This window comes from Epibacterium ulvae, from assembly GCF_018678075.1.
Classification (GTDB): domain Bacteria; phylum Pseudomonadota; class Alphaproteobacteria; order Rhodobacterales; family Rhodobacteraceae; genus Epibacterium; species Epibacterium ulvae_A.
The window spans coordinates 1-24,064 of sequence record NZ_JAHHIR010000065.1; the positions used below are offsets into that span (position 1 = coordinate 1).

The 24,064-nt window shown below is 51.9% G+C and carries 20 protein-coding genes, 1 tRNA gene, 1 rRNA gene and 2 pseudogenes; 14 read left to right on the forward strand and 10 right to left on the reverse strand.

Annotation, left to right across the window (positions count from 1 at the left end; genetic code table 11):
- Positions 1-144: 144 nt before the first annotated feature.
- Positions 145-552 (forward strand): annotated as a pseudogene (locus KMP13_RS14875) (integrase core domain-containing protein); the annotation flags it as partial.
- Positions 553-917: 365 nt separating this feature from the next.
- Here the strand turns inward: KMP13_RS14875 and KMP13_RS14880 are convergent.
- Entirely contained in the window at positions 918-2,240 is a 1,323-nt protein-coding gene (locus KMP13_RS14880) for a FliI/YscN family ATPase (RefSeq protein ID WP_215266795.1), read from the reverse strand.
- An 88-nt stretch (positions 2,241-2,328) separates the two neighbouring features.
- On the opposite strand from KMP13_RS14880, the gene KMP13_RS14885 reads away from it, so the two are divergent.
- The 9 genes from KMP13_RS14885 to KMP13_RS14925 are packed head-to-tail and all read left to right on the forward strand — an operon-like array spanning position 2,329 to position 6,923.
- A complete protein-coding gene (locus KMP13_RS14885; protein ID WP_215266766.1) occupies positions 2,329-2,721 on the forward strand; it encodes a FlgB family protein in 393 nt (130 codons plus the stop codon).
- 15 nt (positions 2,722-2,736) lie between these two features.
- Positions 2,737-3,129: a flagellar basal body rod protein FlgC gene (gene flgC / locus KMP13_RS14890; RefSeq protein WP_215266768.1), complete on the forward strand. Its 393-nt coding sequence runs from the start codon at positions 2,737-2,739 to the stop codon at positions 3,127-3,129.
- A gap of 21 nt (positions 3,130-3,150) precedes the next feature.
- Entirely contained in the window at positions 3,151-3,447 is a 297-nt protein-coding gene (fliE, locus tag KMP13_RS14895; protein WP_215266769.1) for a flagellar hook-basal body complex protein FliE, read from the forward strand.
- 4 nt (positions 3,448-3,451) lie between these two features.
- On the forward strand, positions 3,452-3,721 hold the full coding sequence (fliQ, locus tag KMP13_RS14900; protein ID WP_215266771.1) for a flagellar biosynthesis protein FliQ: 270 nt from the start codon (positions 3,452-3,454) through the stop codon (positions 3,719-3,721).
- Positions 3,722-3,723: 2 nt separating this feature from the next.
- Positions 3,724-4,443 carry a flagellar hook-basal body complex protein gene (locus tag KMP13_RS14905; protein WP_215266773.1) on the forward strand — a complete coding sequence of 240 codons (720 nt, stop codon included), beginning with the start codon at positions 3,724-3,726 and terminating at the stop codon, positions 4,441-4,443.
- 10 nt (positions 4,444-4,453) lie between these two features.
- Positions 4,454-5,239: a flagellar basal-body rod protein FlgG gene (gene flgG / locus KMP13_RS14910; protein ID WP_215266775.1), complete on the forward strand. Its 786-nt coding sequence runs from the start codon at positions 4,454-4,456 to the stop codon at positions 5,237-5,239.
- Positions 5,239-5,655: a flagellar basal body P-ring formation chaperone FlgA gene (gene flgA, locus KMP13_RS14915; RefSeq protein ID WP_215266777.1), complete on the forward strand. Its 417-nt coding sequence runs from the start codon at positions 5,239-5,241 to the stop codon at positions 5,653-5,655. Before flgG ends, flgA begins: the two co-directional genes overlap by 1 nt.
- Positions 5,656-5,663: 8 nt before the next feature.
- Entirely contained in the window at positions 5,664-6,395 is a 732-nt protein-coding gene (gene flgH, locus KMP13_RS14920; protein ID WP_435370363.1) for a flagellar basal body L-ring protein FlgH, read from the forward strand.
- 9 nt (positions 6,396-6,404) lie between these two features.
- Complete coding sequence (locus tag KMP13_RS14925; protein WP_215266781.1) at positions 6,405-6,923, forward strand: flagellar basal body-associated FliL family protein; 519 nt, start codon at positions 6,405-6,407, stop codon at positions 6,921-6,923.
- A 68-nt stretch (positions 6,924-6,991) separates the two neighbouring features.
- Here the strand turns inward: KMP13_RS14925 and KMP13_RS20600 are convergent.
- The 7 genes and pseudogenes from KMP13_RS20600 to KMP13_RS14955 form a co-directional block, all read right to left on the reverse strand.
- Positions 6,992-7,132: pseudogene (locus KMP13_RS20600) on the reverse strand (IS3 family transposase); the annotation flags it as partial.
- 31 nt (positions 7,133-7,163) lie between these two features.
- Positions 7,164-8,375 carry a transposase domain-containing protein gene (locus tag KMP13_RS20605; RefSeq protein WP_251363878.1) on the reverse strand — a complete coding sequence of 404 codons (1,212 nt, stop codon included), beginning with the start codon at positions 8,373-8,375 and terminating at the stop codon, positions 7,164-7,166.
- Between the two features lie 446 nt (positions 8,376-8,821).
- Entirely contained in the window at positions 8,822-9,964 is a 1,143-nt protein-coding gene (locus KMP13_RS14935) for a DUF4268 domain-containing protein (RefSeq protein WP_251363879.1), read from the reverse strand.
- 43 nt (positions 9,965-10,007) lie between these two features.
- Positions 10,008-13,130, reverse strand: a complete 3,123-nt coding sequence (locus KMP13_RS14940) for a type I restriction endonuclease subunit R (protein ID WP_215266783.1) — start codon at positions 13,128-13,130, stop codon at positions 10,008-10,010.
- A gap of 1 nt (position 13,131) precedes the next feature.
- A complete protein-coding gene (locus KMP13_RS14945) occupies positions 13,132-14,262 on the reverse strand; it encodes an SIR2 family protein (protein WP_215266785.1) in 1,131 nt (376 codons plus the stop codon).
- Positions 14,259-15,671 (reverse strand): restriction endonuclease subunit S, encoded by a 1,413-nt coding sequence (locus KMP13_RS14950; RefSeq protein ID WP_215266786.1) that lies wholly within the window; start codon positions 15,669-15,671, stop codon positions 14,259-14,261. Before KMP13_RS14950 ends, KMP13_RS14945 begins: the two co-directional genes overlap by 4 nt.
- Positions 15,661-17,340, reverse strand: a complete 1,680-nt coding sequence (locus KMP13_RS14955; RefSeq protein ID WP_215266788.1) for a type I restriction-modification system subunit M — start codon at positions 17,338-17,340, stop codon at positions 15,661-15,663. The genes KMP13_RS14950 and KMP13_RS14955 overlap by 11 nt, the downstream gene beginning before the upstream one ends.
- Before the next feature lie 464 nt (positions 17,341-17,804).
- Here KMP13_RS14955 and KMP13_RS14960 point away from each other — a divergent pair, with 464 nt between their 5' ends.
- The 4 genes from KMP13_RS14960 (at position 17,805) to KMP13_RS14975 (ending at position 23,829) form a co-directional block, all read left to right on the forward strand.
- The gene (locus KMP13_RS14960; RefSeq protein WP_215266790.1) at positions 17,805-18,278 is read left to right on the forward strand and encodes a hypothetical protein; all 474 of its coding nucleotides are present in this window, start codon (positions 17,805-17,807) and stop codon (positions 18,276-18,278) included.
- A gap of 134 nt (positions 18,279-18,412) precedes the next feature.
- Complete coding sequence (locus tag KMP13_RS14965; protein ID WP_215266792.1) at positions 18,413-19,399, forward strand: GIY-YIG nuclease family protein; 987 nt, start codon at positions 18,413-18,415, stop codon at positions 19,397-19,399.
- Between the two features lie 78 nt (positions 19,400-19,477).
- The gene (locus KMP13_RS14970; RefSeq protein WP_215266794.1) at positions 19,478-21,676 is read left to right on the forward strand and encodes an AAA family ATPase; all 2,199 of its coding nucleotides are present in this window, start codon (positions 19,478-19,480) and stop codon (positions 21,674-21,676) included.
- Positions 21,677-22,131: 455 nt separating this feature from the next.
- Entirely contained in the window at positions 22,132-23,829 is a 1,698-nt protein-coding gene (locus tag KMP13_RS14975) for a recombinase family protein (protein WP_215266797.1), read from the forward strand.
- On the opposite strand, the gene KMP13_RS14980 is transcribed toward KMP13_RS14975, so the two are convergent.
- Positions 23,786-23,862, reverse strand: a tRNA-Met gene (locus KMP13_RS14980). The two genes, KMP13_RS14975 and KMP13_RS14980, sit on opposite strands and share 44 nt — an antisense overlap.
- A 45-nt stretch (positions 23,863-23,907) precedes the next feature.
- Positions 23,908-24,022: ribosomal RNA gene (gene rrf / locus KMP13_RS14985) — 5S ribosomal RNA — on the reverse strand.
- Positions 24,023-24,064 lie beyond the last annotated feature (42 nt).

The following is a 24,064-nucleotide window of genomic DNA, read 5'->3' on the forward strand; positions in this document are numbered from 1 at the left end:
AAGGCGGGCGGGTATCGTCCCGCGGCGCTTGTGGGCGCATAGACAAGCAACCGCGCAACGAGAAACATAGAAATCTGCGAGCGAGGAGGAGATGGACCAACGACCAATCGGCGCCTTGTCAGTCTGACGGGGAGCATGGCCCTCAGTCGGGAATGTTTGGCGCTCGTTCCGGACACATCGTTATCGGGTGCGCGGCTGACACGTGAGCAGGATGAGATCATTCAGACGCGCGGGATGCCGAATAGAATTGTCAGCGACAATGGCACGGAGATGACCAGTCCGGTTGTACTCACATGGTGCCAAAAGACAGAGGTCGACTGGCATTACATCGCTCCGGGAAAGCCAACACAGAACGCCTTTATCGAAAGTTTCAACGGCAGATTCCGAGACGAATGCTTGAACGAGACGCTGTTCTCGTCGCTCGCAGACGCCCGATCAGAGATCACCAAGTGGAAGGAGGGCTACAATCAAAACTGGCCGAATTCATCACTGGGCAATCTCACGCCCGACCAATTTGTGGCCAATATGACATTGCAAAAGCAGGCCGCATGAGGCCAGAAATCAATACGCGGATTCTCATAAAGACTGGAGGAAACTTGGGGCTCAGGTCAGTTCGTCGGTCACTGCGGGACCAAACGCCTGCTGAAGCGCGCCGAGCACTGGAGCAACTTGAGGGCACCGCGCAGTCGCGCTTGCCCGAACTGACGACCAAGACTATGAAATCAAAACCAGCAAACTCTCGTTATGAATGAGGGAGCCTCGGGGGCAGGTCACCTATCTCGGTACGACTATCTGTTCGCGCTTACATGCAATGGAGTAACTCCTTTTCACCTAAGCCTGTACTACACTCTATTTCGACGGACTCTACAGATAAAGCCCTTCAGCGCGTAAGAATACGCTTTTGCGTCAAGCCCAGTTCACCGCCCCGCGCGGCGTAAAATCAGTCCAAGGCGTGAAAAGCTTTCCATTGCTGCACCAACTTCTTCTTTTCCAAAGAACGAATCCAATTCAGGCCAGATTCTGACGGCTTGATCGAGCACCAGATCATTTCCTTCCGAGTATAGACCTGCCCGGATCATGACCTCTGACTGTTCATAAGATCCCAAAAATTTGCGGACTTGCAAGATCTGCTCATTCTCCGCAGCACTAGCAGCCGAAGGCAAACTTCGTGAGACAGATCTGGAAACGTCAATCGCCGGAAAGCGCCCCCGCTCCGCGATCTCTCGATTCAAGACGATATGGCCATCCAGAACCCCGCGCAGAATATCCGCGATCGGCTCATCCATGTCCGATCCGGCGACCAGAACGCTGAATACAGCAGTAATGTCGCCCTGCTCGCCTTCGCCCGGTCCCGAACGTTCACATAGGCCCGTAATAAGCGGCGTCACAGAGGGCGGATACCCTCTGAGAGACGGGGCCTCACCAGAGGCCGCAGAAATTTCACGGTGAGCTTCGGCGAAACGTGTAACTGAGTCGGCCAGGAAGAGCACATGTTTGCCTTGGTCTCGGAAATGTTCCGCGACGCTCATTGCCGACCATGCACAACGCCGACGCACCAATGCGGACTGGTCAGACGTTGCCGCGACAACGACGGCTCGGCTCATTCCCTCTTCACCAAGCACATCTTTGACAAAGTGATTGACCTCTCGACCACGTTCGCCAACCAATGCCATAACAACAACGTCGGCATCCATGTTCTGGGCCAGTTTGGCCAACAAAGTAGATTTACCCACACCGGAACCCGCAAACAGCCCGACGCGTTGTCCCTTTACCACCGGCAGAAGCGTGTTCATCACTGCATAGCCGCTCGACAGTCTTTCACCCAAACCACGGCGGGCTGCAGCTTTTGGCGGCGCTTGCATCAAATCTCGGGCATTTTCGCCGCGTAACAAAGGGCGCCCATCCAAAGGTTGTCCAAACGGATCAATGACGCGACCGATCCATTTGTCGTCTGGCGCGAAGATCGGAGTGGGATGCAGAAGAACGGGGTCTCCGATTCGAATCCGATCCGGCGCGGTGTCTGGCAGCATAAAGATCTCATCTCCATCGATCTTCATGATCTCCCCCATAAGTTCATCCCCTGGTCCGCGCCGCAGTTCGGCCCGGTCGCCAATACGGGCTAAGTGCGCGAGATTATTTATTTTTATTACACCGTCAGAGACTCCCGCGACACGTCCGACAGCCGTGGACAGTTTCTTAGACGCGAGTTCTTCAGTCAGTGCTTTCAGCGCTGGGATCATTTTCGGGTTCTCCAAGGTACCTCTGAAAACAATTTCTAAAGGAATCGGGGTTAAGCCTTGATTGAAATTTATCGAGGGAGAAGCCCCCGTGTTCACAGAATTGAACGTCTTTAAGATTGCACACTCTATGGCGACCCACGCTGGGACCCGCCAAGCCTTAGTTGCGCAAAATATTGCGAACGCCAATACGCCTGATTACCACTCCAAGGATATCAGACCCTTTAAAGAGGTCTATGCACGTCGCGGTGCCTCGTCGGGTGATATGGTGTCAACGCGATCATCTCACCTTAACGGACAAGGCGGAGGAGGCGTCGATTGGGCGATTACGTCCGACGACACCGGAGCTGGTCCGAACGGGAACAATGTCTCAGTCGAAGACGAGATCCTCAAAGGGGTCGAAGTGAAACGCCAGCACGATCGTGCACTGGCAATTTACCGGTCTTCCATGAACGTGCTGCGTACCAGCGTTAGAGCCAATTGATAGGTGGAGTGAACAATGAGTGATTTTGCAAATTCCCTGTCCGTTTCGTCCAGCGGTCTAAAAGCCCAGGCCAACCGTCTGCGCCATGTGTCCGAGAATATCTCGAACGCGGACACCCCTGGGTACCGAAGAAAATCGGTCCCTTTTGAAGCCGTGCGCGACATCGACACGAATGTGGAACAGGTACGCGTTGGACGCGTCATTCTCGACCGCAGCGACCTACAACAGATCTATGACCCAACGCACCCAATGGCTGACGACAGCGGGCATTATGATGGCTCCAACGTGGATCTGATGATCGAAATCGCCGACGCCCGTGAAGCGCAACGCAGCTACGAAGCCAACCTCAAAATGTTCGACCAAACCCGCAATATGTCCTCCGCACTAATGGACCTTCTGCGCAACTAATTTTTATCTAGGAGATCCAGAATGGATATTCGCTCACTTTCAGCCACAAGCGGCTACGCCGCCGCGCGTCCTGCCACGCAAGCCGACCCCAACCATCTCGGTGGCGGTATTCAAGACAAGCTGCAAAACAGCTTTGAAGATTTTGCAAACACCCTGCAGACCTCTGAACAAGTGTCTGTGCAGGCCATGACAGGTAACGCTGACCCCCACGTTTTGGTCCAAGCCCTCGCGCAAACGGAATTGGCCGTGGAAACTGCCGTTACTGTCCGTAACAAAGTTGTCGATGCGTACAACGAAATCATGCGGATGCCGGTCTAAGCGCATGATGAATGAAGGGCTCTTTTTCGACACTTTGCGTCAGGCAATTTGGACGGCGGTGGCTATGTCCACACCCGTTTTGGCTGTGGCCTTGATTGTCGGCATTGCGGTCGGCCTGTTTCAAGCACTGACGTCTATCCAGGAAATGACCCTGACCTTTGTGCCGAAACTGGTGGCGATCCTCGTGGTGTTCTGGGCCACGATGGGCTTCATGACCCAATCGCTTGTTACGTTTTTTGATGGGCACCTCGTGCCGCTGATTACAGGAGGATAGTGATGGATTCTACGAGCTTCACAACCTTGTCGCGCCAAACAGGCCTCGAACGCGAGATGCGTGTTGTGGCCAACAATATTGCAAACTCCGCGACCACTGGCTACCGCCAAGAGGGGCTGATCTTCTCTGAATATGTCGTCTCCTCTCCAGGCACTGAGTCTGTTTCGATGTCGCGTGCGAACATCCGAAACACATCCATGGAGCAAGGCGCTTTGACCAAAACGGGCGGCACCCTTGATCTCGCTATTGAGGGTGACTCCTACTTTATGGTTGAGACCCCGCTAGGAGAACGCTTGACCCGGTCCGGCGCGTTCTCCAACAACGCGGCCGGTGATCTTGTAACCGCTGATGGACTTCGCGTTCTGGATGCGGGACGTGCTCCCGTGTTTATTCCTTCTGATGCGAAATCCATCAGTTTTGGCCAAGACGGAACGCTGAGTGCCGATGGACGACCCTTGGGGCAGATCGGATTGTTCAAACCGTCTGAGGGCAGCCAAATGGTGCGCGAAGATGGTGTGATGTTCCGCATTGAAGGCGAAATTGAAGAGAGTTTGGACGGTCGCGTGCACCAGGGCTTCTTGGAAAGCTCCAACGTGAATGCCATCGACCAAATCACCCGAATGATTGAAATCCAACGCGCCTATGAAATGGGTCAGAGTTTCCTGGAAACTGAAGACCAGCGCGTGCGGGATGCAATCGAAAAACTATCAAGTCGTTCATAGGAGTAGGACAATGCGAGCCCTAAAAATCGCCGCCACCGGGATGAGTGCACAGCAGCTGCGTGTTGAAACCATCTCAAACAACCTGTCGAATATGAATACGACCGCTTACAACGCACGTCGCGCGGAATTTGCTGACTTGCACTACCAACAAGTTTCCCGTGCGGGCACCGTAAATGCCTCCGATGGAACAGTGCTGCCGACCGGAGTTCAAGTGGGCCTTGGTGTTCGTCCTGCCGCCGTCTCCATCCACCTTGAACAAGGGGCATTGTCCAATACCAACAACGATCTCGATGTTGCGATTGATGGTAACGGATTTCTAGAGGTGACCCTGCCGTCCGGCCAGTCTGCCTATACGCGTGACGGTTCGCTCAAGCGTGACGCCGAGGGTTTGATCGTCACATCTGATGGTTTCCCGGTCTCACCTGAAATTGCAATTCCAGACGACGCCGAAAGTATTTCGATCAACCCTGAAGGCGAAGTCTACGCATATTTCGATGATGCGCCAGAAGGTCAGTTGCTGGGACAATTCAGCGTCGCAAGCTTTACCAACTCCAAAGGGTTGGAAGCTATCGGAAGCAACATGTTTATCGAAACCGAAGCTTCAGGCGCGGCCAACGTTTCAACAGCCGGCGAAGACGGACTTGGAACCTTGCGTCAAGGATACCTGGAATCCAGCTCGGTCGATGCGGTTCGCGAAATTACCGAACTGATCGCAGCGCAACGCGGCTATGAGATGAACGCCAAAGTAATTTCTGCGGTCGACCAGATGATGAGTGCGACAACGCAGGTACGCTGATGAGATTTTTCCTCGCCTTCCTAATGATTATCCTCGCGCAAGCATCCCTTGCGGAGATTTTGGTACCGGTGCGCAATATTCGCCCCAAGGAGATCATCGCGCCGAGCGATTTGATGGTCAAACAGGTGGACGTGCCGGGCGCTATATCGGGCGTAAATGCCTTGATCGGTCAAGAAGCGCGCGTGGCTCTCTATGTCGGTCGCCCGATCCGTCTGGGCGATGTGGGCCCACCTGCAATCATCGAGCGCAACGACCTCGTGACGCTGATCTTTCGCGAGGGGCGTTTGACCATCGCGACCGAGGGGCGCGCGCTCGGGCGAGGAGCCGAAGGCGAAGCAATTCGCGTTATGAATCTTTCATCGCGCACAACCGTATCGGGCCGCGTTCGCGCCGATGGATCCATTGAGGTAAACTAATGAAAACCATGTCAGTTGTTTCAAAAATAGCGCTGATCGGCGTCGTTCTGACAGGGGCCTGTGCTCGGATCGATCACCTCGGTAAACCCCCCTCGTTTAGCCCTGCCAACGAAACCCCTGAACATGTTGCCATGCTCTGGGAAGGCTTGCCGCAGGAGCATCGCCCGCAACGAGCCGTGGATCATGCGTCGTTGTGGAGCGGTGAGAGACAGTCGTTGCTAGGGGATCGGCGCGCGGTGAAACGTGGCGATATTCTGACGGTCGTCATCGAGATTGACGAAGAAGCAGAGATTTCCAATGACACGCAAAGGTCCCGCAATGGTTCTGAAAGCCTGGGCGTTCCACAGCTCTTGGGTATCCCACAACGTCTGGACCGCAATCTGCCCGAAGGCGCCAGTCTTGCCGATGCAGTCGACTTGAACTCGAACTCTTCATCCGGCGGATCAGGATCCGTGAGCCGCAGCGAAAAGCTTGAACTGCGCGTCGCGGCGACGATCGTGGATGTCTTGCCGAACGGTGTTCTTGCCATCAACGGATCGCAAGAGCTGCGTGTGAATTTTGAGATCCGCGAATTGCTGGTGTCCGGATATGTGCGCCCGGAAGACATCAGTCGCCAAAATGAAATCACCTACGACAAAATCGCTTCAGCCCGCGTCTCATATGGCGGCCGAGGTCAGATCACCGATGTACAACAACCGCGTTATGGCCAGCAGCTGCTGGACGTCGTGCTCCCGTTCTAAGGAAACGAAATGATTGCAAAACTTCTCCCCGTCATTTTGCTGGTTGTTGGAACCGCTGGCGGCATCGGCGCAGGCATCATGATGAAACCCGCGCCCGAAGAGCACGCCGAGATGGATGAAAACTCCAAAGAGGCAATGCACAAAGAGGAAGAAATGGAGAAAGAGGCCAAAGAAATGGCCAAAATGGATCCAGAAGCAGAGCCGAAGTATGAATACATCAAAATCCAGAACCAATTCGTGGTACCTGTGGTCGAGCATGAAGAGCTTGCTTCATTGGTTGTGGTCTCGTTGTCTCTTGAGACCGATATTGGCATGAACGAAATGGTCCATGCCTACGAGCCAAAGCTGCGCGATGTATTTCTACAGGTACTCTTTGATCACGCCAACATGGGCGGGTTTCAGGGCGCATTTACACGCTCTGATGTCCTTGCAACGCTACGCACTGCGCTTCGCGAAGCCGCGCAAAGGCAGTTGGGAGCAGGGATCAACGACGTTCTCATCGTGGAAATTTCCCGCCAGGACGTTTAAGCTTTCATTTGAAAAGCGGACATTGAATAGCCCCTAGTTTTCTCGACACCCTCTTGGTTCACGTTTTGCTATCTGCTTTCGTAGTCGACGGGTGACAGCATCCAGTTTTCGGCATGCTTGCGTTTGGAGGCATGAAACATTTCAATGTAGTCTAAGATGTCCTGTCTTGCGTCCTCTCGAGTCTTGTTTGTCCGACGACAAATGTGTTGGACCCGACCTGTTGAACCGTCGCGAAGCTTGTTACGCTGCTTGTGCAGCGTAACTCCAGAGGAGAAGTTCGTCGGGACACGTGATCTTGAGGTCGGTGATTTGGGCCAGAACACATGTTAGCCAGGCTTGAGGATCGACGTTGTTGAGCTTGGCGGTCTCGACCAGGGTGTAGGCGATGGCCATGGCTTCATCTGGCTTAGTAGCGTCTAGGTCATCGGCTGCCTTCCTGAGAAGCTTCATGGCATCAAGCACGACCGGCACCCCTGCAAGTGATACGCCCAGTTTTTCCGCCACCACATCGAAGATTTGCTGAATTCCACCTCTAACCATATCGATTGTCTTCTTGAAGTTGGCTCGATCTTTGTTGAGCTTGGCACGATCAAGATCGAGCTGAGCGCGATCGCTGGCAATTTTGGCGCGCGCGGCTTCAATATCATCTTCAGCGTCATCGAGAGTTTCAGATTGGGAACGCAAGGCGCGGGCTTCTGTTTTCAGTTTCTTGGCTTGGGTTTCGTTCTTCTCGATGACATCCGCGGTGGCCTTGGCCGCAATCTTCTCAGCTTGCCACCTAGCGCGCGTTTTGCGGGCTCTCCTGGGGCCGTCACGCGTTAGCGCACATGGTGCGCCGACCGCTTTATAGAAATCATCCTGCCAGCCGCTCATCGCCGCCTGATAGACTTTGTTGGCCACCTTGTTGATTGCCTTACCTGTCAGGCCTTCTGCTTTAGCTGTTTCAGCAGCATCGGCTTTGGCGACTTCCCCGGGATGCAGGGCATTGGCAAACGCGCCTGGATCATTGTCCGGTAATATATACGCGTGGAGGTGCGGAAATTCTTCGTCCGTATGTTCAATGATCGTCTTGAGTTTATCGCCAAATAGATTTCTCAAGTGTTCAGTGTTGAGCTTCTTCCATTTCTCAAACATTCGCCGCGTTTCACCTGTCCCGTCCTTGTCGAGATCTGTAATGCGGATGGGGAAAGATGAGATCACAGTCATCAGCGTGTTCCGGTCTTTTCGAATAGCTCGATAGCGCACTTTACCCTTCGACTTCACTTCGACCGTTCGTTGGTTGAGCATCTCATCGTGCTGCTTCTTCAGTGTTGGAAGGTCAACGCCATAGATGAGGGTAGGTGGCTTCGGGTCATCGATGTGTGTGGAGAATTGGGCTTCACGAATAGCTTCAGCCAGCACCTGTTCGATGCTGTTACCCTCACGGTTAGGCTTGATGCTGAATGCCTGCATATGTGCGAACTGTGGTCCCATAGACCATTAAATACGCGCAGGTTGTGAAAGTACAAAATGCTACTTCATAACTTTCAGAAATCTGGAAATCATTACTCTATAGTGGACCGACTATAGAGTTGCGATTTGACCCAATTGGGCCACAAATCGGTTTTGCAAGCAAAACTAAACAACTCATCGTTCGGCCATTCCATGGAGGCCCTGTCTGGGGAGCCTGTCTGGCGATCACTCACGTGATGTGTTGGGCGTCGTTCACACTCCCCAAACCCCTGTGCCCTGGCGGGGCCATCGCTTTCCCTCGAACTGAGATTCTGGCACTACTGAAATCGCGTTGCCGTTGCTGATTGCGAGCTTAAGCATCACGCCCGCTAAGACATAGAGCAACCGAGTGCTCCGACCTCATTGGTGATGGGCCATATCAAGTTCAATACGCGATTGCGTTCCGCTTAAGTCGCAAGGTTTCGTGTTTTCAACGCTTGGTTCAAACCTATGATATGGTCCCTCAATGCTGCTTCCCATTTACAAATGTGTTCGACGTGCCAAGCGACATACTCAGGCCAATTATCGCGATTGTATCCTTCGCATGGCACACCAAACTGTAACCGGCTGGCCTTCTTTGTGTCTAAACGCATCCACTCGATTTCATGACCAAAGTCCTTTTCGATTTGAGTTTTCTGTTCGATCAGTCGGTCAAACAACCACTTATTTTCCTCGGCAGCGGCACGACCGAATGTGAACTCAACCCTGATCTCGGACTTCGCAAAAATTAGCGCATAGTGACAAGAGCTAAGCCCAGCCCCTGCGCTCAACCAATGGTCTTTGCTAGGACTGATATTTTGATAGAGCGTCACACCTTCTTCCCGCAACGCATCCAGGGTCATCCCCCAGTAGTCGCGACGCAATTTATGGCGGTTCTTTTGCTCACCTTGGGCGCCGCGGGCTTCAGTTTCTTTTTCAGCCATGCCGATCATAAAATCAGCAGCTTCTGGTGTGGGTATGACAGGCTGGATATCGACGAATACCTCCTCCCCGAAGACATAAGGCAGCACTTTAAAGCAACGCGCATCAATTCGGTTCTCGCGCAGCCACAAAACGGTGGCCGTCACCTCTTTTCGGAAATGGGCAGCGATGAAAATTAGACGTTGGTCGTTGCCGGGGTTCAGCACCACTTCGTCAAGTTCTTCTTCATCTAAGAAGTCGCAAATGTTAGCCACGGCATTGCCCCCGCCACAGTAACGATCGAGGTATTGTTGGTAGATGTCGACGATTTGCGCTTTTGTCAGCCCCGAGACATAAGCAGTGTATTTGAGCGCCTGCCATGTAACGTCGCGGCCTGAATCGTCGAGCTTATTTTCAATTACTACAAGTCGTCCGTCTTTATCCAACGCGAGCAAGTCGAGACGCTCTCGTGTATCCGCGAAACCATCGAATTCTTTCTGAATAATCAACAACTCTTCACCCAACGCATCAGGTTGATTGGCGAGCCATTCTTGCAGATGCTCCCTCTCACGAAGGTTAAGCTCAGAGAAGCGCTTGGCTTCAAGTTTGGTCAGGCGGTTCTCGGAACGATTGACTTGGAACAATTGCATCACTCACTTCTAATTCAGGCAACTCACGAGGGATATTTGGGGCTTAACTACTCCAGCTTTCGCTCAATGCTTCAGCCTGTTTCAAACATAGTTCCACGGCTTCATCTGCCCTGTCGGGTGGATATTTCCACTTTCTCAACGCTCTGCGAACAAGATTGCGCAATTTCGCTCTAACGCTGTCTCGAACCTGCCAATCAACTGTCGTGCTTTTCTTAAGTTGCGCTGTGACATGTTTTGCTAGCTCCCGGAGGCTGTTATCTCCAAGTTCCTTTACCGCGGATTCATTTTGAATCAGGGCTCTGTAGAAGGCGACCTCATCTGGATTTAGACCAGATTTTTCCGCTAATTCGGCATCCTCAGCCATGTCTTTGGCCATCTGTATCAACTCTTCAATCACCTGAGCCGTCTCAATCGCTCGGTTGTGATATTTGCGAAGAGTCTCCAATATTCTGTCCGAATACTTTTTCTCGGACACAACGTCGGTCTTCATCCGAGCCTTTACTTCATCACGCAGCAACCGCTCCAGTAAGTCGACGGCCAGGTTCTTTTCTTCGAGTTTAGCAACATCTTCCATGAATTCCGGAGACAACAATCCAATGTTTGGCTTATCTAACCCGACCAAATGAAAAATGTCATCGACGCCATCCGCAACAATCGCGTTGTCAATTATCTGTTTCAAAGCAGAGTTTTTTTCTTCATCTGTCCGGCGCTTGTCGACCGTAGTGAATTTTGAAATCGCATTTTTTACGGCACTAAGAAACGCTATTTCTTTCTTGAGTGGCTCGACTTCATCCATGGTACTACACAGCGTGTACGCCTTCCCGATAGCCGCCATAACATCCAAAAACCGCCGCTTGCCATCAAGGTTGTCGCTATCTTCCTGCGGGCCCAAAATGTGATTCATCGCTCCCGGCAGCAATTGGACAGCATTTTGTTCAAAATCGCTGTAGTCAAACCCGTGGAGAATTCCGCGAACTACATCCATCTTTTCCAAAAGAACGGAATAAGCTTCCTGCATGTCATGAGTGGGCTTACCCTTACCGTTAGACCCAGTGTATGTTTTCAAAGCCTGTTTTAATTCATTGGCGATGCCAATGTAGTCAACAACAAGCCCCCCCGGCTTGTCTTTGAACACCCGATTGACGCGAGCAATAGCTTGCATCAAATTATGCCCCTTCATAGGCTTATCAATATACATCGTATGGCAGTTTGGCGCGTCAAAGCCTGTTAACCACATATCCCGCACAATCACTAACTGCAGCGGATCGTTCACATCTTTAAAGCGCTTCTCAAACAGCTTTTTCGTTTCTTTGCTGTAGATATGGGGTCGCAACTTATCTTTGTCAGATGCCGATCCCGTCATTACAATTTTGATACTGCCCTTAGTTGGATCGTCATCATGCCAATCAGGCCTAAGGGCGACGATAGCATCATACATTTCAACGCAAATGTCGCGGCTCATGCAGACAATCATACCTTTTCCGGGCATGCTTGCGATACGTTCTTCGAAATGTTGAACTAGATCTTTTCCGACTTCTTCAACTCTTGGTTCGCTGCCGACAAGTTTTTCCAAAGCCGACCACTGAGATTTGGTCTTTTCACGTGCCGAAACATCTTCCTCGTCTTCGATGACTTCATCTACGTCATCATTAAGCGCTTCAATCTCTGCCTCATTGATATTCAACTTGGCCAAACGGGATTCATAATAAATGGGAACTGTAGCTCCATCATCCACGGCATCTTGAATATCATACACAGAGACATAGTCCCCAAACACTGCACGCGTATCTTTGTCGCCTGTATCAATCGGCGTTCCAGTAAACCCAATGAACGAAGCCCCCGGCAAAGCGTCCCGCATATGCTTCGAATAGCCGAACGTGTATTTGCCAGTCTTAGGGTTAAGTTTGGCCTTGTCTCCGTATTGGCTGCGGTGAGCTTCATCACTCACAACGACGATATTTTTCCGCTCACTCAAGATTGGATGTGCCGTTTCTTTCTCCTCTAGCGCAAACTTCTGCACCGTCGTGAAAATGATCCCGCCTGACTGACGGGATGCAAGGATCTCGCGCAACTCGTCTCGATCGCCAGCCTGCACAGGCGTTTGCTTCAACGTTTCGGCCGCCATGCCAAAAGTATCGAAAAGCTGTCCATCCAAATCATTCCGGTCAGTCACAACAACAATCGTTGGATTGTTCATTTCAGGCTGCGCTAACAATTTCCCCGCATAGCACACCATCGAGATCGATTTTCCCGATCCCTGGGTATGCCAAACAACACCGGCCTTACCGGCTTTATCGCCTTGAGCCCTAGTTGCAGCCACAGACGCATCGACCGCAGCACGAACTGCGTGGAACTGATGATATCCAGCGATTTTCTTGATCGTGACGTCATTGTCTTGCTCAAACAAAACGAAGTGCCGAATATAGTCCAAAAGCAGCTCAGGTTGGAAAAACCCTTTAACAAGCGTCTCTAGTGCATACTCAAACAGCGGCCTGTCTTTTTCATTCGCGACTGTACGCCAGGCCATGAAACGCTCTTTGTTCGCCGTCAATGACCCAACACGCGCATGCACACCATCACTGATGACCAAAGCCTCGTTAAAGGTGAATAGATCAGGGATTTCTTCTTTGTAGGTCCGCAACTGTTGGTATGCCGACCAAATATCCGCGTTGCTATCAGCAGGGTTTTTCAGCTCTAACACTGAGATCGGCAAACCATTGACAAACACGATCACGTCCGGGCGACGGTTCCCCTTGGTGCCTGTGATCGTGTACTGATTGACCACAAGGAACTGATTGTTCCCGACTGTGTCAAAATCGATCAAACGCACGTAATCGGTTTTCTCCTCACCCGAGGCATCCTTAAACGTGACCTTCACACCTTCCAACAAGAATTGATGAAATGCTTTGTTGTTCTTGACTAGGATTGGCGTCTCTGGCTTCGCCAATTGTAGCGCAACTTGCTCCAAAGTCTCCGCCGGAATATGCGGATTGATGACCGCCAGACGGTCAAGCAACCGATCATGCAGGATAATCTGCCGATAGTCGGCGCGCTCTGGAGTTGGCCCATCCGGGGCAATGTCGTACCCGCAGATATAGTCGTATCCAACGTCCTCGAACCACGAAAGGCACATCTTTTCCAATTGGTCTTCGCTGATCAAACTCATACTAAAAATCCTTCAATCTTTCTGAAGCCATATCCAGTGCAAGGCGCAAATATTTCTCCACAAACGAGTGGTCGCTTTCCGGATACCAAATTGGACGTATCTTCAGCTCGTTCAAACGTGCGTCTTTCTGGTTTTTGGTTTCGCCTTCCGAAGGCAGCGACATCAAAGCAAAGTGATCAGGAACGTCGAAATCGGAATCTTCCGTAACCCTTGAAAAAAGCTCTAGCGTCTTGTCCTGCGTCATACTGCAGCCCAAAAATAAGAGAGAGCTTGAAATATAAATCTGTCGTAACGCTTTGGGTAGAGGCTTGGTAAAATCTAGCGGAGCACCGTAGGCTGCATCATACTGTTCGGCAGTAAATACGTATGTTTCGTGATCTTCTGCGTCCCCATGGAGTTTCAACAAGCATCGCTCTCCTTGGATCAGCTTCGTTGAAAACTTATTTCCCTCTTGCCGCCCATGCATGTAACCCGTGATATGACCGGGCCCCACGACCCTTTCTACCAATGGATCAAAATTGGTTGTTACGATGCACCCTTCGCACAATTCGGGCAGTAAGTTGATCGCTCCAACCGGGCCATCATCACCCAAATTTCCGTCAGCAAATTTATTTCGGATATAGCTTTTAACCTGAGCGTTTTCTGCATTCCATAACTCTTGAGCAACTTCAAAGTACTCGAAGTTCGCCAGCCTGGCCTCCATCGCTGCAGTATCCAGCCCGTCTATTCGCCCAACGATCTCTTTAAGGGCAGCCCCCCACAAAGGGTAATTTGAAGGCGACGACATCCCAGCGCCGAGGAAAGGAATGATCCGCTTTCTTTTGACAGAAGACACCAAATCTTTGAAAACGGGCTTAAGTTCATTTTGCTTAATGAATTCAATCGCCTCCTCATGATGCTTGAGCAGGCAAAATTCCATTTCCTCATAGTATGTGTTTCGATCTATCCAAAAGAGCGCTTCGCTTCTTTCGTATGAATATTCGTCCCTATCAGGTAGAAGGCTCTTAATTTTTATGGGCTCTTCGCCGTCCAATTTTTGATGTATGTCTTCGTTTTCCGAATAGGCGCTTTGCAATGCGGCTTCGACACTTTCAATGACTTTTTTGCTGCTTGAAACCCATTCCCTGCTCATTGGGCCACCTCACCGTTGATCTCGATCTCTCCACTCAAGAGCTTGGGCAACAAAGCATCCCGAATTTCAGATAAAGTAATGTTCTCTTTTTCAATCGTGGAACATTGCTCATACAAAGGAGCAATGCGCTTCTTAAATTCTTGAAGCAAAGCGTCGTCGGGGTAAGTGACCAACAAGCGCTTCATATCAGCGACAGTGACGTGACCCAACCCGGTGGTCTGCTTGTCTTGCGCGATTGCAATCAGGACGGGCTTCATGTGCTTGAGCAAATAGTAAGTGAAATACTTCTGTTCATCCGAAGCGAAGTTGAGCTTAAATATGTGCTGGTTCAACCAACCATCGCCGCCAAACCATTTGAATACTTCCAACGACGTCTCTGGGCTTCCTGACCAAGAATAGAGCACATCGTCATTTGTGATGAAGTGCCTTTGCTTCACCTCTTTCAAGGTGTACTTCGTCCCATCGTAAATGCCCTGCTTCAGCTCCGCGATTTTGATAATCGGCAAACCTTCTTCAGGATCGCAGAAATCCACAGATTTGAACGCCGCGCCGTTCACATATTCAGCGGTTTCATACAGTGGCTTCGCTTCCCACCCGTCTGGTATCTCGCCAAGTTCGGACGTAACGAGAGTATCAGGAAAAAGGTCGGCGGTGGCGGTGAGGGACTTGATCTGATCGGGCGATAGCGTTTCGAGTTGATCAATGGTTTTTCCTGCTATGGCGGTCATGGCGGCACGGGTGGGGTCTTGGCCGTTTTCAATGGCTTTAATCTTCGCGCGGGTGGGTTCAAAATCCACAAACCAGCTCTTAAACACCGCCTGCGCCATCTCTTCCAATGTTTGGTTAGTTTGACGGTTGAGTTCAATTTTGTGGTCCAAGTTTAGGCTTATCTCAACAATTTTGTCCTGAATGTCACGATCAGGGCAAGGGACCATTATGCTCTTGACCGATGATGACGCTTGAGCAATTGCAGGCACACCAACCTGCGATGCGTTAGTCAACAAGCGATGCTGCCCAACTGGCGATCTTAGAAAGTAGTATACAAAAAAGGGATTGATCTTCTCTTGGTCCAACGTGACTTTAAGTTGACTTTGGGAGGCAACATATCTCTCATACTTAGAGTTATCAGGGATAATCCCAACTTGCCCGATAGTACCGCGGTGAGTGATCACAATATCTCGACGATAAGCGTTTGAAGCCTGAAGCTCTGTGGCTTTTTCTTCAGTCAAAAAATCGAATTTATCTTCAAGGATGAAGTCTCCGTTAAGGTTCCCACCTTTGATCACAGGCACGCCCGAATTGACAAAATTCTCAGCCTTTATGCGCGATCCGAAAGGCCCCATTGCGATTGCATTTTTACTATTTGCCTTCAATTCTTCTATCGAAAGCTCGGGCCAATCAGCACTCATAACCCAACCCCGCCAAGTTCTTCTTGATCTCTTTCTCCAGACGGTCGCTTTCCTCAAACTGCCCTTTCAACTGCGCAGTCAGCCGCGCCATTTTCTCAGCAAAGGGTTCACTGTCTTCTTCTTGATCCGCAGCGCCGACATAGCGACCGGGGGTGAGAACGTGATCGTGTTTTTGGATTTCGGCCAGCTCAGCGGATTTCACGAACCCAGCGACGTCGGCGTAGCCTTCGCCCATTTGCCAATTGTGGAAAGCATCGGTGACTTGGCTTAGGTCATCCGCGGTAAAGTCACGCAGAACGCGGTCTTTCATATAGCCCAAGTTTCGCGCGTCAATGAACAGAACCTCCCCTTTGCGATCGCGCAGTTTGCGGCCAGCGGCGGTGGTGCGTGCGCCTTTGTTCTTGGTCAGAAACCAGATGCAGGCAGGAATTTGCGTGTTGGTAAACAGCTGCCCCGGTAAGGCGACCATGCATTCCACCAGATCCTTTTCGATCAACTTTTTACGGATAGCCCCTTCATTATTTGTGTTGGAACTCATCGAACCATTGGCCAGCAGCAGGCCTAATGAGCCATTGGGCGCAAGGTGATAGAGCATATGTTGCAGCCAAGCGAAGTTTGCATTGCCCGAAGGCGGCGTGCCGTATTTCCAACGCGGGTCACTTTCGCTGACGCCTGTGTCCCATTCCTTCATGTTGAAAGGCGGGTTGGCCATGACGTAGTCCGCGCGCAAATCAGGGTGTTGGTTGTTGGTATATGTGCTGGCGGGCTCTTTACCGAAGTTAAAATCAATCCCTCGAATGGCCATGTTCATGGCTGCCAGCTGCCATGTGGTGTGGTTATATTCCTGCCCATAGATTGAGACGTCACCAATGCGGCCCTTGTGGGCGTTGATGAAATGCTCTGACTGAACAAAGAAACCACCCGATCCCATGGCAGGGTCGTAAACTCGGCCTTTGAAGGGCTCGAGCATTTCAACAATCAGGCTCACGATGGATTTAGGCGTGTAGAACTGCCCACCCTTCTTGCCCTCAGCCAATGCGAATTGCCCCAGCATGTACTCGTAAACATGGCCGAGGATGTCCTGCGAATTCAGGCTGGCGTGCGTGAAGGGGATGGTGGCGACAAGATCGATCAGCTCGCCCAGCTTGGCTTGGTCAATTTGAAGGCGGGTGTACTGCTTATTCAGCACGCCCTTTAGCTTTGGGTTGTCCGCTTCGATCTTTTCAAGGGCGTTGTCGATCAGGTGACCAACTGAGCTAAACTTTTTTGTACTACCATCAGGGAGCGTAAGCTCCGCACCGCCAATGACGGTCTTGTTGTTGTCCTGCAGAAATTTCCAACGGGCGGCAGCGGGAACCCAAAAAACGTTCACTTCCGCGTAGTAGTCGCGTTGCTCGAGTTCAGCACAAATTTCATCTTGGTATTCCTCAGAATCCGCGCCACCGTAATCTGCGGGATCAAGATAGTAGTCATGCTCAGCATTCTTGAGCTGTTCAGTCAGTTCATCTTGACGGATCTGGAAGGCATCAGAGACGTATTTGAGGAAAACGAGGCCAAGAACGGTATGTTTGTACTGCGCGGCGTCCAAAGTAGAGCGGAGCTTATCGGCGGCGTTCCAGAGTTTTTTCTCTAGGCTTGTTAGAAATTGTTGTTCTTCTTCGTTTGTCATTTTCTGCCTCTAATTCGGCGTTCCCGCCAATATTCTAAATTTCTTGCTTAACAGTCTTGAAATTGGCGATGTTAAATAGCCCCGCTTGCGCAAGATAAAACGCCCCTAGGTTGTGTTATTCATTAGCTATTGAGCGCATTCGGTCAAATATTTTCTCAATGATTTCAGTCGCTATTACTTGGGGAACCATAGACACCGCCCTCAGACCAAGCATCAAGTATACGCCGGATCATTTCAGGTCGCGTGGGAATGTCTTCCTCTTGCCTGCGGGCATCATCTATCAATGCGATAAGATCGCGCTGAAGGCGCAGGGTTAGCGCTTCGGTGTCTTTTTTTGGGGGAGCCATAACTTTTCCGCATTATAATGTTGACATCATAATGCAATGGTCTCATATTAAGCGAGCGAAAGCAAGAGATCCTACCCTCTTGCCCGCTCTAATCACAACGATCCTTAGGAGATCTTTATGACTACCTTCCCCAATACCACGCCGGTATCGGCGACGACAGCTTTGAATCCGCTTCTCGCACCTGACCGCATCAGTTTTCGAAGCGCACTCGATCATCTTCAAGACGCTTTGACAGCTGACTGGCAGGTCTTTCTGCGCCGCAAGATGCCTGACACGCCAGAAAAACTTGAGTATAGCCACCGGGCCGCGCAAGCATGGTCGATGTGCTTTGAGGCACTTTGTGAAGTTCGCGATTTGGAAACTGCGCATCCAGCTCTACGCGCTGCAGCCGTGGAACTCATTCAGACAACGCCGGGCTCCTATCCAGTATCATCAAGGGTCGATATTCTCAAAATCGAGCTCAAACGCCTGAGTAGTTTGCATTTTGTTGGCTCTGACGATGGCCTCTATGATCTTCTTTTCCAAGCGCACACTCTTAACACGGTTCATAGCTCGAACCTCCAGACAATGCGCGCATTCTGGAACGACTAGTTAATTCGTAACAATGACTTACGCAGAGCTGTCCGGTTTTCCGGCCAGATTGCGGAGCTATGCCTTCTTTCATTTTTTGAGCCTACCTCTGGTGCCCCCTTCGGCACTGATTGGTAGAGCTATGGAGTTTTTCAATGCCTATCACCGACACTTACTACGCCTTTCCGATCGACCGCCAAATGTACCCGGTATTCAAAGGAAAGAACCACAAACACTGGACTGAAGCCGCCCGGAGGCACGGATTTACACTCATTGGCCGCGCTGTGGATCGCCTGCACGTCGTCCTAGAATGCAAGAACTGCGGCGATGCGACACTCAAGCGCATCAGCGTTGTGCTTGGGCACAATCCAGAGTGCGGCAACTGCATCCGCAAGCGCCGCGAAGCGGCAGCGGCAAAAGTTGGCGCCACGCTTCTCGGACCTGATCCCAAAGGTGATCGGCACTATGGCACCTATCAACTCAAATGCGGCCATGTTGATCGCCGCCAGCACGAACGCGTTGAAGACGCTGCCGCTGGTGGGCACGCCCTGAGCTGTGAGACATGCACGACGGAGCAACATGCGACTGAAGCGGCAGAACACGGTTGGACACTCATCGGTCCCGCCGCACGCAACGATCAGAGCTATAGGCAATACGAACATGAGTGTGGCCATAAACAAGATGTCAGCGTCGGCAATATGAGGGCCGGCGATGTAAACTGCGCTGGTTGTGGCGAGACCTGGACGTCGAAGCCGAGCAAAATCTATTTACTCAGTTTCATGTTGCCGAATGTGCCCGTGATCAAACTCGGATACAGCAACAACCCGACCTTCCGGTTGCGGCAAGTGCAACTTGATCCTTCCGAGACCCACGGCAATTTGGACCGAGAGATCGACGTGGAGACCGGACACGACGCCATTTGCCTAGAGAAAGCGATGCACCGCTACATCAAGACACATCGGCCAGATCTGATCGTGGAGCGCGTCCATTTCGATGAACACTTGAGGACCACTTCAGAGATTTATCATGAACGTGGACGGGCACTTATCTTGGCTCTTATCGATGCGGCCGACAACGGCTGGAACCCGAACCAGACTGACAATTGGCAACAATTCACGTCGCTTAGAGATACAGATTCTTAAGCCGTAGCCCGAGGGCCGCTGCACCAAATGCCGGCCCTCTCCCCCTGCCCTTAATACCCCACCATAGGTTCATTTTTCATGCCCAATAATTCACTGAACACGCGCGTCAGCGCGCCTTCTACGTCTACGTTATCTCAGCACTCCCTTGACCTCTTGCGGCCCCTCCTGCGCGGCATTGCTTTGTGGCACCGCGAGCGGACACGTCTGGTGCCCCTGGATCCAGACCTTGAGTTCGATGACATTGCTGATCCAGACACGCCCACTCAGGACGAGCTCGAACGCACTTTGAATGCGCCCTACGACGCAAAGCCAACCGCTTTGCATATGCCACAAGATGAGATTGAAGCAGCGATTGCCGCCGGTCAGGATCCCTGGGCAGAGGCGGCAAATACTGGCGGTAGCTCTTTCCTCCACCAACCGCCTATCGCAAATATGCTCGTCGCCGCGCGCTTCGCCGCCTTGCTCTCAGACGCTGGCCTCCTGTCCGATGTCACGACACCACGCGCTTTTTCCATGATCACAATCCCGGACAGAGCCGAGCGTAAGGCAGCGTGGAAAGACATCGATAACGTTCTGCGCCGGCTTGCCGATCAATGCGTTGATAGCGACGACACGTGGCGCGATTTCAAAACGCCGGTTCTTGCAGCAGAACCCAATCACACCAAAGGCCGAACTGCGTCACAGCGCGAGGACTTTGAGGACGCCGTCGAAGCAGCCGTTAGAAACGGTCACAAGCTTCTCGCGCTCACGCCTGACGCAAATTCTATGTCGCCGCTCATGCGCGCGATGTGCGGGCGCGTGCTGAACTGGCCACCACTCACCGGACAAATGATCATTGAGATGCTGCGCGTGACACATACCGCGACAGGCAAGTTGTCCGAAGACGCAATCGTCAACCTTCTACCATCGGACAGTGAGATCACAGCCCTTCCCCTCGCTGTGATCGAAAGCGCCTTCTTAGAAAAGACAACTCTCAAGGTGGCCCAAACCCTCGCAACCGCCGCCAAGCGTTTTCGGACATTGCCGCCCTCTTCGACAACACTGAACGACATCGTTCTCAACTCAGACACACGCGCGCCAATTGAGCGATTGATCGCGGATATCGCGTCATGGAAGGCTAGACGGGTGCCATGGAACGAGGTCTCTTCGTCCGTGCTCTTTTACGGCCCACCTGGGAACGGCAAAACGCTTCTCGCATCGGCGCTGGCGGGTTCGCTTGGCGTTCCATTGATCGCAACGAGCTACTCCGATTGCCAGCGTCATGGCCATCAAGGTGACATGCTCAAAGCCTTGTCCGGTAAAGTCGAAGATGCCATCCGATCAACGCCCTGTGTGTTTTTCCTCGATGAGTTGGATTCATTTACTCATCGCAACCGGAAAGGGCGCAACTCCGACTACATTGTAGGCGTGGTCAACGGCTTGCTAGAGCACCTCACCAGACTGAACGATACGGCAGGGGTTATTGTCCTCGGAGCAACAAACTACCCAGACATGATCGATCCGGCGGTCGTCAGGCCAGGACGACTCGATCTCAAGATTGAGATCTCAACACCGGACAGGGCTTCAGTTCTGCAGATTCTCACACACGCCTTGGGCCCTGACGCCAAGGCCATGCAACTTTCCCCAATCGCAGACCAAATTCTTGGATCATCGGGCGCGCAAATCACTGCGCTTGTCCGCGAAGCACGTGGCCTTGCACGCGCACAAAAATGCCGGCTGCAACAAAGCCAGTTAGAAGCTGCCGCGTCTCGCATTTGTCCGGTTTTAGACCCCGATATCCTCTGGCGCATTGCTATCCACGAGACAGGACACCTCGTCGTTGCACATGCCCTCGGCCTTCCGCCCGCAGAACGCGCAACGATCACAAACACAGGTGGTTTCGTCGACATCCCAACACCATTGTTAGAAAGCGTTCAATCCACAAAGAACCGCATCGCCGCCCTCCTCGGCGGTCGCGCTGCTGAGCAAATCATTTTGGGTGAGGCGCTCAACGGCGCTGGCCTTGGAGCCAATTCAGACCTCGAACTCGCGACTAAGCTCGCCGGACAAATGATCTGTGAATGGGGATTGGGAGATCAGCTCGCATATACGCCCGCGCCTTCACACTTCAATGACCGGACACACCACTTAGACAAAATGCTCAAAATTGCAGAGCACCGCGCGATCCAAATCCTTACGGCTAGAAAGGATCTTATCTCAAATGTAGCCGTAGCCCTTTACAAGACGAGAGAGCTGTCCGGCGAACAAATTCGGGAACTTTTGCAGACAGGGGAATAATTCAAATTCATTTTTCACAGGTTTCAAGCACCCGAAGAACCACTTCACGCGAAGCTTAGCACCCTGTCTCGTATCCACATGATCGGTCTCGCTCAGCCCCTTTTATCCACATGTTTCACTGTGCGGCTTCTATGTTCGAACTTCGCCGCCTCTTACATTTCTATCATCGCAAGCACGCAAAGGCTCACTTCAGCCCGCGTGCCAAAATAGGAATGAGCCCCGCGCAGCAGGGCATAAAAGAGACCACGAGCATGATCAGTTTAGAGAAGAGACCAAAATCCAAGCCCAAACAGCCGTACCACACCACCGGCCCCAAACTTTCTTTGGTGAAGACGCCACGCCCTCCACATCCACGCTTGTTTGCATTCGTGCATATTCTGGCACGGCAAGCAGCACAGGACGCCTTTGCCAACACTGCTCAAGGCAAGCCAGTCCACTAGTCAAAGGAGAGATTAATGTCCGCACGGCTCAACATTAAGCGCGCCGCAATCTACGCACGCTATTCAACCGACCTACAATCCCCATCTTCGATCACGGATCAGATCCGCTTATGCCGTAAGATCTGTGAAGACAACGGTTGGGAAGTCCGCGACATCTTCACTGACGACGCGATCAGTGGCGGAACACATTTGCGCCCCGGTTTTCAGAAGCTGCAACGAGCCGCTCAAAATGGTGACTTCGATATCATCGTTTCCGAAGCACTGGACCGTCTATCGCGGGATCAAGAACACAGCGCGGGCCTCTATAAACAGATGTGTTTCTTAGACATCGATATCATCACGAAGTTCGAAGGTAAAATCAACGAGATGCACATCGGCCTTGGCGGCACGATGAATGCCCTTTTTCTCAAAAATCTCGGACATAAGACCCACAGAGGCCTCGCAGGCCGTGTCGAGGCAGGCAAATCAGGTGGCGGGCGGAGCTATGGATACACTGTGGACCGCCAGCCGCTCGCAGATGGTACCTTTATCACAGGAGAACTGATTATCTGCCCAGAAGAAGCGACGGTGGTGAAGCGTATTTTCGCAGACTACGACAAAGGACTATCCACCCGTGCAATTGCTATGGCCCTGAACGCCGAAGGCATTCCTGCCCCCCGCTCTGGTAAGGGCAGTGGCACGTGGTCGTTTTCGACCATCTCTGGGAACTGGAAACGCGGCACGGGTATTCTCAATAATGAACTCTACAAAGGGGAACGCGTTTGGAACCGTCAGCGCTACATCAAAGATCCGAACACGGGCAAACGACAGGCTCGGCTGAACCTTGAGACTGAATGGGTGCGCAACTCTGTGCCCGAACTGAGATTAATTGACGATAATCTGTGGCAACGGGTCAAACGGCGCCAGGGCGTTATCAGATCCACATTGAGCGAAGCCCAGCAAGCCAACGCCAGCAATCCGCTCGCACGGGCAAAACGCACCAAGCACCTGTTTTCCGGTCTTCTTAAGTGCGGCTGCTGCGGTGGCTCCTATACCCTGATGAACAAGACCAAGTACGGCTGCGCTTCAGCCCGCAATAAGGGCACCTGCGACAACCGCGAACTCATCAAACGCGAGCATGTTGAAGAACGTATTCTGAGAGGGCTTAAGTCCAAGCTGATGCATCCAGAGTTGCTCAAGGAATTCGTCGCGGAATATCATAGGGAATGGAACCGCCTTAATAGCGAGAGCACATCCGCGCGAACATCCATTAAACGTGAGCTCAAACAGCTCGGTGATCAGATCGACAAAATTGTCGAAGCGATCACGGCAGGGATGTTTCACGCGTCGATGAAGACGAAGATGGACGACCTTGAAGCGCGCAAAGCCGAGTTGGAGAGCAAACTCGAAGCCCTGCCCGATCAGGATCCAATTGTCCTTCATCCTGCTTTCGCAGAGACTTACCGCACGAAGATCGCTGCTTTGGCTGACAGCCTCAATCATGAGGCTAGCAAATCCGAGGCTTCAGAGTTGTTGCGGGGTCTGGTTTCAGAGGTGCGCTTGCATCCTGATGAGAGCGCCGAGGATGGTCATGTGATTGAGTTATATGGGGAATTGGCGGCAATCTTGGAATTATCAGGCCCTAGAAACTACAACACCCACCGTTTTACGGGTGGGTTGTCGGTTCAAGTGGTTGCGGGAGTAGGATTTGAACCTACGACCTTCAGGTTATGAGCCTGACGAGCTACCTGGCTGCTCCATCCCGCGCTGGTTTTTTGATTTTATCGTTTTATAGAGATTGGTATTATCTAGGTTTGGCGGTGACCTACTCTCCCAGGGCTTAAGCCCAAGTACCATTGGCGCTGAGGCACTTAACTTCCGGGTTCGGGATGGGACCGGGTGTTTTGCTCTTGCTGTTGCCACCAAACCGAGGCAATACCATGCGTCTTTTTTTGACGCTTACAATCAA

Coding starts and splice junctions, on each gene's coding strand:
- KMP13_RS14935 (WP_251363879.1), bottom strand. CDS start 9,964: ATGCAATTGTTCCAAGTCAATCGTTCCGAGAACCGCCTGACCAAACTT.
- KMP13_RS14955 (WP_215266788.1), bottom strand. CDS start 17,340: ATGACAAACGAAGAAGAACAACAATTTCTAACAAGCCTAGAGAAAAAA.
- flgA (WP_215266777.1), top strand. CDS start 5,239: ATGAGATTTTTCCTCGCCTTCCTAATGATTATCCTCGCGCAAGCATCC.
- KMP13_RS14940 (WP_215266783.1), bottom strand. CDS start 13,130: ATGAGTTTGATCAGCGAAGACCAATTGGAAAAGATGTGCCTTTCGTGG.
- flgH (WP_435370363.1), top strand. CDS start 5,664: ATGTCAGTTGTTTCAAAAATAGCGCTGATCGGCGTCGTTCTGACAGGG.
- KMP13_RS14945 (WP_215266785.1), bottom strand. CDS start 14,262: ATGAGCAGGGAATGGGTTTCAAGCAGCAAAAAAGTCATTGAAAGTGTC.
- KMP13_RS14965 (WP_215266792.1), top strand. CDS start 18,413: ATGCCTATCACCGACACTTACTACGCCTTTCCGATCGACCGCCAAATG.
- KMP13_RS14905 (WP_215266773.1), top strand. CDS start 3,724: ATGGATTCTACGAGCTTCACAACCTTGTCGCGCCAAACAGGCCTCGAA.
- flgC (WP_215266768.1), top strand. CDS start 2,737: ATGAGTGATTTTGCAAATTCCCTGTCCGTTTCGTCCAGCGGTCTAAAA.
- KMP13_RS14975 (WP_215266797.1), top strand. CDS start 22,132: ATGTCCGCACGGCTCAACATTAAGCGCGCCGCAATCTACGCACGCTAT.
- fliQ (WP_215266771.1), top strand. CDS start 3,452: ATGATGAATGAAGGGCTCTTTTTCGACACTTTGCGTCAGGCAATTTGG.
- flgG (WP_215266775.1), top strand. CDS start 4,454: ATGCGAGCCCTAAAAATCGCCGCCACCGGGATGAGTGCACAGCAGCTG.
- fliE (WP_215266769.1), top strand. CDS start 3,151: ATGGATATTCGCTCACTTTCAGCCACAAGCGGCTACGCCGCCGCGCGT.
- KMP13_RS14880 (WP_215266795.1), bottom strand. CDS start 2,240: ATGATCCCAGCGCTGAAAGCACTGACTGAAGAACTCGCGTCTAAGAAA.
- KMP13_RS14925 (WP_215266781.1), top strand. CDS start 6,405: ATGATTGCAAAACTTCTCCCCGTCATTTTGCTGGTTGTTGGAACCGCT.
- KMP13_RS20605 (WP_251363878.1), bottom strand. CDS start 8,375: ATGCAGGCATTCAGCATCAAGCCTAACCGTGAGGGTAACAGCATCGAA.
- KMP13_RS14970 (WP_215266794.1), top strand. CDS start 19,478: ATGCCCAATAATTCACTGAACACGCGCGTCAGCGCGCCTTCTACGTCT.
- KMP13_RS14960 (WP_215266790.1), top strand. CDS start 17,805: ATGACTACCTTCCCCAATACCACGCCGGTATCGGCGACGACAGCTTTG.
- KMP13_RS14950 (WP_215266786.1), bottom strand. CDS start 15,671: ATGAGTGCTGATTGGCCCGAGCTTTCGATAGAAGAATTGAAGGCAAAT.